This is a genomic window from Prevotella sp. 10(H) (assembly GCF_000711235.1).
In the GTDB taxonomy this organism is placed as follows: domain Bacteria; phylum Bacteroidota; class Bacteroidia; order Bacteroidales; family Dysgonomonadaceae; genus Dysgonomonas.
Map to the genome: position 1 here is coordinate 246,554 of NZ_JOMI01000003.1, position 13,411 is coordinate 259,964.

10 protein-coding genes and 1 riboswitch are annotated in these 13,411 nt (G+C 38.3%); of the genes, 7 read left to right on the forward strand and 3 right to left on the reverse strand.

The window, feature by feature from the left end; translation table 11 throughout:
* Positions 1-166: 166 nt before the first annotated feature.
* The 3 genes from K348_RS19540 to K348_RS0106460 form a co-directional block, all read right to left on the reverse strand.
* Positions 167-1,366, reverse strand: a complete 1,200-nt coding sequence (locus K348_RS19540; RefSeq protein ID WP_304412637.1) for a peroxiredoxin — start codon at positions 1,364-1,366, stop codon at positions 167-169.
* 100 nt (positions 1,367-1,466) lie between these two features.
* On the reverse strand, positions 1,467-4,850 hold the full coding sequence (locus K348_RS0106455) for an AAA domain-containing protein (RefSeq protein ID WP_029904114.1): 3,384 nt from the start codon (positions 4,848-4,850) through the stop codon (positions 1,467-1,469).
* 2 nt (positions 4,851-4,852) lie between these two features.
* The gene (locus K348_RS0106460; protein WP_029904115.1) at positions 4,853-5,359 is read right to left on the reverse strand and encodes a hypothetical protein; all 507 of its coding nucleotides are present in this window, start codon (positions 5,357-5,359) and stop codon (positions 4,853-4,855) included.
* Between the two features lie 157 nt (positions 5,360-5,516).
* Positions 5,517-5,613: riboswitch (TPP riboswitch) on the forward strand.
* A 112-nt stretch (positions 5,614-5,725) separates the two neighbouring features.
* Between K348_RS0106460 and K348_RS0106465 the strand changes: the two genes are divergently transcribed.
* From K348_RS0106465 to K348_RS0106495, 7 genes are all read left to right on the forward strand, one after another.
* The gene (locus tag K348_RS0106465; protein WP_029904116.1) at positions 5,726-7,954 is read left to right on the forward strand and encodes a TonB-dependent receptor; all 2,229 of its coding nucleotides are present in this window, start codon (positions 5,726-5,728) and stop codon (positions 7,952-7,954) included.
* A 71-nt stretch (positions 7,955-8,025) separates the two neighbouring features.
* Positions 8,026-8,625 (forward strand): nicotinamide riboside transporter PnuC, encoded by a 600-nt coding sequence (gene pnuC / locus K348_RS0106470; protein ID WP_029904117.1) that lies wholly within the window; start codon positions 8,026-8,028, stop codon positions 8,623-8,625.
* 107 nt (positions 8,626-8,732) lie between these two features.
* Positions 8,733-9,797, forward strand: coding sequence for a glycosyltransferase (locus K348_RS0106475; RefSeq protein WP_029904118.1), 1,065 nt, complete (start codon positions 8,733-8,735; stop codon positions 9,795-9,797).
* Positions 9,794-10,858, forward strand: a complete 1,065-nt coding sequence (locus K348_RS0106480) for a glycosyltransferase family 2 protein (protein ID WP_029904120.1) — start codon at positions 9,794-9,796, stop codon at positions 10,856-10,858. The genes K348_RS0106475 and K348_RS0106480 overlap by 4 nt, the downstream gene beginning before the upstream one ends.
* Before the next feature lie 3 nt (positions 10,859-10,861).
* Complete coding sequence (locus tag K348_RS0106485; protein WP_029904122.1) at positions 10,862-12,151, forward strand: hypothetical protein; 1,290 nt, start codon at positions 10,862-10,864, stop codon at positions 12,149-12,151.
* 11 nt (positions 12,152-12,162) lie between these two features.
* Positions 12,163-12,858, forward strand: coding sequence for a nucleotidyltransferase family protein (locus K348_RS0106490; protein WP_029904124.1), 696 nt, complete (start codon positions 12,163-12,165; stop codon positions 12,856-12,858).
* Positions 12,855-13,400: an HAD-IIIA family hydrolase gene (locus K348_RS0106495; protein ID WP_029904126.1), complete on the forward strand. Its 546-nt coding sequence runs from the start codon at positions 12,855-12,857 to the stop codon at positions 13,398-13,400. The genes K348_RS0106490 and K348_RS0106495 overlap by 4 nt, the downstream gene beginning before the upstream one ends.
* The last annotated feature ends 11 nt before the right edge of the window (positions 13,401-13,411 follow it).

Here is a 13,411-nt window from a genome sequence, read left to right on the forward strand (position 1 = left end):
AATTTTTCGTGTGCAAAGGTATAACAAAATATTTAGTTGAATGTTTAACTAATGTCTTTTTTTATACGTATAGCAAAAAATATAGTTGATACATTTTTCTGATTAAGTATAAATACAAAAAACTCCGGTATTCGCCGGAGTTTTTTAGTTTAGTATTATATGTTTACTATCTTAATATCTCATCCAATTTTTTATAAAAATCATCCGATTCACCTCTGACTACAGCCTGTATAATCCGGTTTTTATCTATAATTATTTTTGTAGGATATGCTTCAATACCATATAGGACGATTACATTCTTTTCCATATCTTTTGTGTCTGCATTTATAAGCTGAGTCCAATTTAGTTGATTGTCGATAACCGCTTTCTTCCAGTCTGATTCTTTATCATAGCAATCTATTCCGATAAACTCTGCTTTATTTTTATATTTATTGTAATACTCTTTCATGCGAGGAAATCCATGAATACACCATCCGCACCAGCTACCCCAAAAATCCAGCACAACATATTTGCCTTGAAAATCAGAAAGCTGTACATCTTTTCCTTCCATGTCTTTTAGAATAAAATCGGGTGCTTCCTTTCCCTCAATTATCTTTTTCTTATTCTCCTTAATTGCGATATATTCCCGGCTTTGCTGAATTCTTTTTTCTAAAAGTGGTTTAAAAAAGCCATTTATAGCAGGTTCAGATAATGTTTTATAATAGATGTCAACGGAATCAAGAGGCTGATTGATCAGATAATATCCGGATAATTCCGAATCGGGATTGTTTTTTATAAAGTTTAGTTCTTCGGCTCTGATTTCATTATTTTTTTTATTCCTTATATCAAACAAAACCTGTATTAAAGAATCTTGCGGAGTATCTTTACCTCCCGGGCCATGCGTATAGTATTCGATTGCTATTTCCAAAGAGTCTATCGTAAGCCCCGTAGTTTTATTTTTATTTCTTGTTTCCGCATAATCTTTACCGATGTCCGAGCCTGAAATATGATAATCAATATAATCTTTTTCTATTTCTCCTTCTATCTTTATTTTTTCGGAAGTATTCACAAACTGGATTATAGATAATCTATCTGATGAATATTTATGTCCTGAGTATCCTGTTTTTATAAGCTTACTAGGACTAAAAGCAACAATGTATTTACCTTCTATAGGAAAATTATAAGAAAATTTGCCGTCATTTGCAATAACAGTGTCTTTTATATACTCTTGATTTTCTTTCTCGGATAATCTACGATACTCAACAAACACAGTATCGTTACCGAGGTTTTTAATATCGGCGTATACCGATTCTTTTTGATTATTACATGAAATAAAGCTGAGGAGTGCCAGTAAAGTATACATGGATATAAATTTTCCCTTATTCATAGTTTTAAATTTAATGATATTACTTTCCATTATTGCCCGTTTTGACGCAGGAAAGAGATAAAGGTTACAAGAATTAAGGAAAAATGTTCGTAAGATGCTTTTATCCGTTGTATGTCTGAATATTACACAGGACTTTTTGATAGATCGGATTCTGATTTAATATATAATCATTCCCCACCATGAAAAGCTGTTCGCGTGCGCGGGTCAATGCAACATTCAGCTTACGGTCTACTGTTCCCTCACGGTTCATATTGCTGAAATATTTCAATTGATAAGGCTTGTTGAAGGAGAATGACAGGATGATTATATCCCTTTGGCTACCCTGATACCGTTCTACCGTGTCGACCATAATATTATTAAGTTCCGGTATGCCGGTTTCTTCCAGTTTTTGCTTTATCAGCGCTATCTGGTTGCGGTAAGGTGCTATAATACCTAGTGTCCGTTCTGGGTCGAAAGGAATGTTGTTTACTTTGTATATTTCCAGTAATGTTTTCGTCAGATTGACTATAACATAAACTTCCGCTCTATTCACCTTATCCGAAATATCCGTATTATCGGTTTCCCTAACGGGAATAAAAGATACGCGGTTTTTTGCTGCTAATAGCTGATAGTTGTCATGGATATCATAAACAGGAAAATTCAAAGGTATCTCCTGTCTTTCAGTAGCCGTAACAAGTAAATTGTCGTAGAAATTTATGTTTACCAGTTCTGAAATATCTCTGTGCATACGCCCGTGATACGTCAGTGTATCGTAAGCTTGTGCCCAGCCTTGTTTCTGGCAAATACGGAACAGCCGCTCAAACAATGATTCGCGGCAATCATACAATCCGATATCGTTCAGTTCTTTTTCTTCTACTTTCGATTTGTCCTCGCTTTGCAGGGTAATTGTAGACAATTGCTTATGGTCCCCAATCATAATGAATTTATCGAATAAGGGCAAAAGTCCGATAATCTGCGGTTCCAGAATCTGGGATGCTTCATCGATAATAGCGACATAAAATCTTTTAAGGTCGAATAATTCAGGCTTTCCTGTAACAGATGCCAGTGTTCCTACAAATATGCGGGTATTCCTAATAGTATCCAGCAATTCTTTCCTGCTGTTTGCAGCATGCGATATATTCTGCAACAATCTGTGGCGGTAAGTTTCGCCGCAGGATAACTCACTGCCGATACGTATATATTTATCGCAACTGCCTTCATCTTCACACAATGCATTCGAGATAGAGGAGCAAAGCTCATCGACAGCTCTATTGGTATATGCTATGACGAGAATATTGGTATCCTGATTTTCATGAAAGCGTTCGATCAACTGACGGGCAAAAATAGATGTCTTTCCTGTTCCCGGAGGACCGACAATCAGAAAATAATCTTCAGCCGATAATGCTTTTCTTATGACGCTTTCCTGCTTCTCCTCTTTTGTTATAACAGGATTGTCGTTGTCAGGCGAAAGGGTAGAGGAGGGCCTTTCTAAGCCCAGTAATAAGTCCTTTTTATACTGTGGCGCGGAGAGGAATGCAAACAGGCTTTTATACATCGAATTGTAACTATGGTCGAGTTTGTCATGTTCCACTGCCCAATACTTGTATTTTGTAAAGAATTCCCTATTCCGCTGCTTATACCTGAAACGGAGAATAACTTCGTCCGAGGAAATCTTTACTACTATCCCTTTCAGAATCTGATTCGTCAATACAGATTCTTCATCGTTTAGCCGCGGATAAAGAATGCATATTTCACCCTCGCGGAAATTGACGCAATCGGCTGAATTAGTACGATAGAAGCGAATAACCATGTCGCGTCCGCTATCATCTATATCTTTTATCTCGAGGTTAGCAAGCAATTCGAGGGCATTTTGCCGCTCTTCGAAAGTTGTGTTCCATAGGGCGGAAACACTCATAGATGAGTCGTAGTTTTCGTCTCCTGCTTTTTGGAGATAAAGTTCGCGGGCGATGAAACCGACATAGCGATAGAAATACATCCTTTCAAGTGGAGTAGCCTTATCTATAACTTTCTCCATTTCAGCCATTTTGTCAATAAAGAACTGGGGTGTGCGTCCGTAATTATCTATATTGAAAAGGGTTCTAAAGACTTTCTCTGCCGTGGCGATATTTCCCGTATATAAATCGTGTTCGGTTGCCACAATCAGATTACGTGTATTAATAATCTCCTTTTCCAGTTGCCGGTATATGGCTGCAAAACGCAGATTTTCCCCGGCATTTTCGGCAGCAGAATAAAGTATCGTAGGATATATATGCCGCGCATCTTTATTGAACACGCTTTGTATCATCAGGCGATAGATAACCGTCTGGGTTTCGTGGTTAGGCGATATCTTAGTTACATCTTCCCGTGGATAGGGAGGTTTGCCCGATTTCAACTCTATAATGCGGTCGATACCCGTCTCGTCATCTGAAAGTTGTAGCAAGTCGAGTCGCCCCTGAAAACCGTATTTCTCACAAAAGAATGAGGGTTCTAATGTGCAAGATGCCGTATCGAATCCGGTTACAGGCAAATCGTTCATTACCACCCGTTTAATATTGTCGAATTGCATGCGTGCTTTTACCATAAATTCCTTAAAAGCAGAATTTTCGGCGATTTCCTTGCAGGCAGCATATTCGAACGGCATTGAGCGGAACGATTTCATAAATACTTCTTCGAAGTCGATATTGGCTGCATCTTCTGCATAAATCAGTTCGTCCAGAAAGAAGTTTGCCAGATTTCCCAGCAGGATATAATGAGTATTGGCATTCGGTTCGAATTTGCGGCGAAAATAATGAAGATACGAACTACCATACGACTGAAAGCATTCGGCCATTGCAGAGGCATCTATCAGGTAATCGGGTTCCAATACGAATATTTTGGGAATATAATAGCCCGAACTGTCCTGTTTAGCATCTATCAGATTGAGTTGTGCTCCAATCCACAGACGCTCTATTGTTTCATTGAAAATATGATTGACAGTCGATACATTGTATCTTACTTTCAGTGTTTCACTATTCTGTGCATCAGACTGGCAGACAAGCAGTTCGTTATCCCTGTCTCTTTCGAGTACCTGTACGCGTATTTTATCTGGCAGGGCAGATTCGGTTTGTGTTTGGTAATCGAAAACTGTATCTTCTACATAATCGAAATCTTTTTTTTCTCCATCGATAAATAACAGGAAATTTTCAAGCGCTTCCTTTGCCTGCTGATATTGGGAGGGTGAAACAAGGTTCTTTTCACTTCGCAAAAGAAAAGAGGATTTTATCCGTATGTTTTGCAGTTGCCATTCCAGATTTTTCGGTAACCCGTACTTTTGCCCGATGAAGACAAGGCGCGAAAATAAAGAAGGAAACTGCAAGGACTCACTTGCGGTGATTTCCTTGCAGCTTCTTTCGAGTATCCGTTTCAGTCGGATATATTTATTTCTTAACGATAGGTCGGAACTATCTGTTTGTTGTATCTCGGAGAGATAGGTAGAGAATAGCGGCTTTGAGATATCCTCAGGCATATTTATTCACGGACATAAAGATCAAGATCTACACCAAATTCAATGTCGTAATCCGAATCTATATCTCCTTTGCCATCTACTATAATAGTAGCATACCCATAACGCCGTATCTGTTCTATCATCATATCAAGGAAATACTGCGCTTGATCAGTTTCATCCTGAACAGGAAAATCGAAATGTATAACATCGTATTGTAGCTTAGCATTCGTCCCTTCTACACGGAGATCCATCCAGTCTATATATCCATCAGTATAGACATATATATCAGAATAGCCGCTGATAAATTTTATATCATGGATTTCCACATATCTGTTATTTCCTCTTAGTCTGATATTATCTTCATAAACTCTGAAACTTGTCTGAAAGACCTTATTGGTTGTAACTGTTAATTCAGCTGTATAATCCAAGCGCCCTCTATCCCAGTAGTAATGATCATCTTTCGAACACGACGAAAAAGAGAATAATACTACCAGAGAAAAGAGAACAGCAAAATAAGTATACTTCTTCATATTTTTTTAAATTTTATGTTACAAAGGTATATTAATTTATTCTTATATCATATATGACTAAGAAAAACCCGTTTTGTAACATCGGGATTGTGAGATATAGAAAAAATTTATAAAAGGTAAACATTTATTTATTAAAAAGGTTTATATATATTTGCACCGAAATCTTTAGGGGTGCCTTAATAAAACGGGCTGAGATCACACCCATAAAACCTGATCCGGGTAATGCCGGCGGAGGGAAAAGAAGAATGCAATTGCGCACATGCATATTCTTACATTTCGGGAAATTATCTTATCAAACCCCTTTTTTGTTTAACATCAGGATATATAACGTAAAGATTGTTATATCCGTATAAATTATGTCTTTAAATGAAAAAGGTCATCTGGGTTTTTATTGCACTTTTCATAAGCGCGGTAGGAGCCATTTATTCACAACCACAGGCGGATAGTTTAAAACTTGTCAAACTGGAAGAAGTCGTAGTTTCTGCTACACGGGTAAGCCGTGGCGCACCTATCGCTTATTCCGATGTAGGCGAAGTGGAGATAAAAAAGGATAATGCTGCAAAGAATATCCCTTTTATATTGCAGACTTTGCCCTCGGTAGTGTCTTATACCGAAGGCGGAACGGCTGTGGGAAATACGGCGCTTCGCATCAGGGGAACGGATGCCAGCCGTATAAATGTGACACTGAATGGTATGCCGTTGAATAATCCTGAAAGTCAGGAAGTATATTGGGTGAACCTGCCTGATTTATCCAACTCCCTGCAAAGCATGCAGGTGCAGCGTGGTGTCGGTACATCTACCAACGGTACCGCTTCTTTCGGCGCCAGCATTTCTATGCAGACAGCCGGAGGAAAAGGCGGTAAGCCCTATGCCGATTTGTCGTCGGCATACGGGCAATACAATACGTTATTGCTGACGGGTGCTGCCGGAACAGGAATATTGAAGAACGGCTTGTCGCTGGATGCGCGCTATTCATATATAAAAAGTGACGGATATATCCGCAACGGGAAAGTAGACCATAAGAATATCTATGCTGCTCTTTCGCATTATACCGATAACCAAATGATTCGCCTGATATATATGAACGGGATACAGCATACGGGCATCACATGGGAAGGGATAAGCCCTGAAATGGTGAGCACCGACAGGCGTTACAATCCTGCGGGGAAATATACCGATGATAACGGGAAAGAACGCTATTACGATAACGAAACAGATAATTATTATTCGAATATCGGTCAATTGATTTATACACGCTATCTTTCCCATTCATTGACTCTGAATGCAAATCTTAATTATAATAACGGGTTCGGCTATTATGAAAATTATAAAGTAGATGAAACTTATGAGGACTACGGATTAGGAAATCAGACTGTCGACGGAAAGACTTACAGCACTTCCGACTTAATCCTGCGCAAACTGATGCGTAACGATTTCTATGTGGGCAGTCTTAATCTCGATTATAAAGTCGGGAAGTTCGGATTCATGCTCGGAGGAATGTACAGTTACTATGACGGTTCGCATTACGGACGTTTGCTTTGGGTAAAGCATAATGAAAATATACCTGACGGCTATAACTGGAACCGCAATACGGCAATAAAGCAGGAGGCCAGCGCATTTTTGAAAGCAGAATACCGACCGCTGGACAATCTGTCGTTATTTGCCGAAGTTCAGGAACGGTATATCGATTACCGTATGAGAGGACGAGATGACGACCTGATGGACTTAACGAATAAGAATTACTATAATTTTGTGAATCCTAAAGGTGGTATCTCTGTTCGCTTCAGTAATTATAATGAAGTTTACGGCTCATTCGGTATTTCCAATCGTGAGCCGCTTCGCGCCGACCTGAAAGAATCGCTGAAAGGTGGTGTTGCGCGCAGTATTACATCCGAAAGATTGTACGACTACGAACTGGGATATAAATATGCGAATTCTTTTATCTCTTTTAGCGCTAATCTTTATTATATGGATTATAAAGACCAGTTGGTACAAACCGGAAAACTAAATGATATAGGTTATAAATTACAGGAAAATGTACCCGATAGTTACCGTACAGGAATAGAATTTTCGCTGGCCTATACTCCTACAGGATGGCTCCGTCTGGATGGAAACCTGACACTGAGCCGTAATAAGATAAAGAATTACACAGCCTATACCGATGTATTCGATAATGCGGATAACTGGAATCTGATAAGACAGGATGCCGAGTTTTATAAATCGACGGATATATCCTTTTCACCCAAAACGGTGGGTAGTCTGTCAATTACATTCAAACCTTTCGAAAAGAAAGATTTTAGCCTCTCATTTATCAATAAATATGTAGGCAAAATGTATTATGATAATACTTCGAGTGCGGATAAACGTTTGCAGGATTATTTTGTTACAGATATGGTAGCATCCTATACACTGGATGCAAATAAAATAGGAAAATTCGATTTCCAGTTCTTTATTAATAATCTGGCAAGTATCAAATACAGTGCAAACGCATGGGTATATACAGCCCATTTCGAAGATGGTTCGGAGATTGTGGATAGAGGATTATATCCTCAGGCAGGAACAAATCTGTTAGGTAAAATAAGATACCGTTTCTGAAAAAATGTAGGATGATAGCGGAGCATCATTTTTTGCCATACCTTTGGTGCTCCGCTTAATAAATATAAAGAATGGATATAATACTCACTTTTATAGAAGATAACTGGATAAGTATAACCGGTGCAATTATCGGGCTCATTTATTTGTATCTCGAGTATAAGGCGAATGTGTGGATGTGGGCGGCAAGTATTGTAATGGCGGCATTCTACATTTATATATTCTATCATACGGAGCTGTATGCCAGTATGGGGATTTATATCTATTTCTTTATGGCTTCCATATATGGCTGGGTAGTATGGATAATGCGGAACCGAGATAAAGAATCGGGTGCGGAAATAATTACATCGGTCGATAAGAAATATGTACTGCCCATAATCATTGGAGTAATTATAATAGCAGTCATTATTTACTTCATCCTTAAGCACTTTAGCCATAATATTCTCTTGGTGACCATAGGCGATGCGCTTACAACCTCACTGAATATTGTCGCCTTGTGGATGATTTCCCGTAAATGGGCAGAGCAATGGTTGCTGGTTATACCTGCCAATGCCATTTCCAGCATTCTACTGTTCGTACAGCACGATATGATGTCGGGCATTTTATTCTTTATTTTCTTTATTGTCTCCATTATGGGATACCGCAACTGGAAAAAAATGATTTTAACATACTGAAAGCCTTGAAAATAAAGTAAAGAAACTCTATAAAACCAATATTTATTCTCATTAATAGATAAATACTGTTATCTTTACATTTTAGATACGTAAGATTAGAGAGGTTGATGAGGATTTTCCAGATTATAACTGTTTCTGAATATGGAGGAGCCCAGACTATCGTAGCAAATCTTGTTAAAACATTAGGTGACGAACATGAACTTTTTGTTTTGTACGGAGGTGATGGTGAAGCTTGGAACACATTAGGAAACAACTTTACAAAAATAAAATTAAACAATCATCGCAAAGAAGTTTCATTAAGGGATATAGGTCTTCTTCTGAAGCTTTTTTATTACAGGTTCAAATATAAACCGGATGTGGTTCATCTCCATTCATCAAAAATGGGGGTGCTGGGGCGTATTGCTTTCAGCCGTAAGAAGACAGTATATACAGTACACGGCTTCGATTCTATCCGTAAGGCATTCAGCCGTTTTCTGGTAATCGAAAAATTTTTGAGGAATAAGGTATTCAGGATTATAGGGGTAAGCCACTATGACGTGAATATGATGCGAGAAGAAGGTATATACAAAAAAGTAGAGTGCATATATAACGGTGTGGCCGATTTATATCTCGAGAGGTTTGAATATAAAGACCGTATAACGGAACAGCTGGAATCGATAAAGCAGTCACATTTCGGACTCATTATGTGCATATCGCGCATATCCAAGCAGAAGAAATTCGATTTATTCCTTGATATTGCCACCCGGATGCCTCATTGTGCATTTGTATGGATTGGAAATAAAAAGGAAGTAACAAATACACCTTCCAATGTCTTTTGTTTGGGAGAAGCCGAATTGGCATGCGCTTATCTTAAATATGCCGATGTATTTGCCCTGCCGTCCAATTATGAAGGGTTGCCGATGTCGATGCTGGAAGCGCTGGCTTTCGGTGTTCCTGTTGTGGCATCGGCTGTTGGAGGTGTGACAGAGGTGCTCGACGGTAAAAACGGCTTTGCTGTGGAGAACAATGTGGATTTATTCGTAGAAAAATTAGAATATATACTTTCAGACGAAAAGATAAAAAAAGACATGTCTTTGTGTGCAAGACAGTCATATCTTGCTAACTTTACAATCGAAAAAATGGTAGACGGATATAAATCCGTTTTTAATGCAATCGTTGCAAATAAGAAATGAACAATCCTCTTGTTTCGGTATTGATACCTTGTTATAATGTGGAAAAATATGTCGAAGAATCGGTTAATTCGATTCTCAAGCAGACATATACCAATCTACAGGTTATACTAATTAATGATTGCTCTACCGATCGTACCGGAGAAATATTACAAAGGCTTGCCGGAGAGGACTCCCGTATTACTATATTTGAAAATGAGAAAAACCTTAAATTGATAGTAACCTTAAATAAAGGTTTGGCCTATTGTAAAGGTGAATATATCGCGCGTATGGATGCAGACGATATTTCATTGCCAACCCGCATTGAAAAAGAAGTCACATTTCTTGAGCGCAACAGAGATCATGATATTGTAAGCACTCTTTTTTATGCTTTCAGGACTGAAAATCCGGGTAAACGTGATTTTCATCACAGCCCGCTGAAAGATGAAGAACTCAGGGCTTATTTGTTATTTAAGTCAGGTATCTGTCATCCGGCAGTAATGATACGTAAACGTGTTTTCACCGAATTGGGGCTTGGTTTCGAAACTGAGTATCTGCATGTCGAAGATTATGCCTTGTGGTCGAAAGCGATGTATAAAACCAAACTGGCAAATGTTGGAGAGCCATTGTTACTATACCGGGTACATAAGTCGCAAATATCATCGGTGCATGAAGATTTACAGACAGATAATAAAAAGAAAGTGTTCAAGATACATTGCCGGCATTTAGGATTGCCGACAGATAATGAATTTATAGATATTTATTCGTCTGTAGCAGAATGCGTACCTTTGCATTCTTCTTTTAAATATCTCGATAAATGCGAGGATTTTATGCTTTCCCTAATCAATATAAATAAAGAAAAGCCATTTTGTGATGCGAAATATCTGGAGCGGATGCTGTCTATACATTGGCTGCGGCTATGTGCAAACTCCCGTCTGGGGCTGAAAGTGATGAGTAGGTTAAAAAAATCTCCATTCTATAAGGAAGAAAATTACACTTCGAGAGATTTTGCCGTTCTTTACACAAAGTGTACTTTTAAGCTTAAATATAAAAAATCGTTTATTTATAAACTTGTTTTCAGATAACCAATGCAGAAACTGAAAGAGATCATACCTATGTTCCTGCCTCTGATGATGACATTTTACTTCATTTATCCGCAGGCTCTCGATGTAAGGGGAAGATCTTTTATTCTACTATCCGGAGTGTTGGGGTTGGCCTTATATGCATATCACAGGTTCCCATTCAGAGAAGTTGCAAACGTAATCATTGCTTTGGGAGTCATGTTCTTTATGTTCTACACTTCGGGCTGGCTCAATAATATGGCCGACCCCTATACGATAGGCTATTTCAGGAGTCAGATTGCGTGGTTTTTTTCCGCCTATCTCATAATATTCACTATATATAGAATTCACAAGAAGCCTTCTTTTAATACCTTATTGCTCTATATTGCCGGAGCAATCGGTTTGCAGGCACTTATCACTTTTGGTATGAATCTGAATGAAGGAATTCATGATTTCTTCTTTTCATTACAGATGAAATCCGAATTAACAGAAGAAGTCATGGATGAAGGAGGTAGCCAGCGACTGATGGGTTACGGTATTGCCTTTTTTGGTGCGGGTGCCGTTAGTGGATTGGGGCTTATTTGTATTTCTTATTTGCTGATGAGGCTAAAGCTTGATAACAAGGGTTTTATAGCCCTGATCTTATTATATGTATTTACTTTTTATATAGGATTGTTTATGGCCCGTACTACGGTTATCGGTGCAGCAGTAGGGCTTGTCGTTATTGCCATTCTGTATTTATGGGACAACAAATCGGTAAGGGCACAGGCAAAGATATTCTTTATCGCTTCCATATTTATGATGGCGGCAGGATACGTATTTGCGATGTTCTATTTTCCGCATTTTTCCGATTGGGCTTTCGAATTGTTTATAAATTTTCTTCGTACTGGAAAACTGGAAACACGTTCGTCGAGTGGTTTGGAAGAAATGTTTCTGATTCCTAAAGATTTACGAGTACTTATGCTGGGCTCCGGCCGAATGTTGTTTATGGGTACCGATGTTGGTTACTCACGTATGCTCTTTTATGTAGGCATTCCGGGAACATTGTATTTTTATATTTACCCTATGATAGTGTCTAAGTTTTATATGACAAAAGACTGGGCTGTAAATCTGGCATCGGCAGCTGTCATTGTATATTCGTTGGGACTGAATGTAAAGGGTTGGATAGATTTGAATCTTATTATATATCTCTTCTTCTTTTATTTTATGTTTTATAAATATTACATCTATATTCCAACCCAGAATATAGGTACAAGGACGCTGGCCAGTTTCAGGAAGGAGAGGAGAGTAAAGAATAATGGAATGCTTAATTCATAAATGGTAGGATGATGAAAGAATGTGTTATTCTGGCAGGAGGTTTCGGAACCCGTCTACAAACAGTAGTAAAAGATGTACCTAAATGTATGGCGGAAGTTGCTGGTAGGCCTTTCTTGTCTTATCTTTTCGACTATGCAGTAGAGCAGGAATTCGATCACATTATTCTTTCCTTGGGATATAAATCGGATGTTGTTATACAATGGCTCGACAATCAGAATGCACCATTTAAAATATCGTATGTTGTAGAAGAATATCCGTTAGGAACAGGAGGAGCTATCAAGTTAGCTTTCGAAGAAGTGACAGGTAAAGATGCTTTCGTTATCAATGGAGATACCTTTTTTGATATAGATTCTAATTCGCTTATGGAATTCCATAAATCGAAGAATGCCGATATATCTCTAGCTTTGAAACCAATGGCAGATTTTGATAGATATGGTTCTGTCGATCTCGATAAATGCGGACGGATAATGCATTTCAATGAAAAGCAATACCAAAAGGAAGGACTTATAAACGGAGGTGTTTATATTATATCGAAAGACATATTTTCAAAACTGAATTTGCCTGAAAAATTCTCTTTCGAAAAAGATGTGATGGAATCACATATAGAAGACATTAACATCTATGGGTGCATACAGGATAATTACTTTATAGATATAGGTATCCCTTCCGATTTTGAAAAAGCCAACAAAGACTTTGCACAGAAATGAGTATATACACACACTATAAATATCTTTTTCTCGACAGAGACGGCGTCATCAATCAGGAAAGACCCGATGATTATGTAAAGAATATATCGGAATTTGTATTCGAAAAAGGTGCATTAGAAGCTATCGCTATACTATCCGCTAAGTTCGATTATATTTTTATCATTACAAATCAGCGGGGTATCGGGCGGAAGATAATGTCCGAATTGGATTTGGCAAAAATACACGGATATATGCTGGCGGAGATTGGTAAAGCCGGAGGGCGTATAGATAACATATATTATTGTACCGACCTGAATTCCGAATCTATCAACAGGAAGCCCAATGTAGGTATGGCTTTTCAGGCACAGCACGATTATCCGGCTATCGATTTTACTCGTTCGGTGATGGTAGGAAACAGCAAGTCGGATATCGAGTTTGGTAATAAATTGAATATGTATACTGTTTTGGTAGGCGATAAATACAAAAAAGAACATAAAATATACAGTACTGCAAATGCTTATTACGAAAATCTCTATAAGTTTGCAGTGGATTTCAAACTTTGAAGACGCAGGAC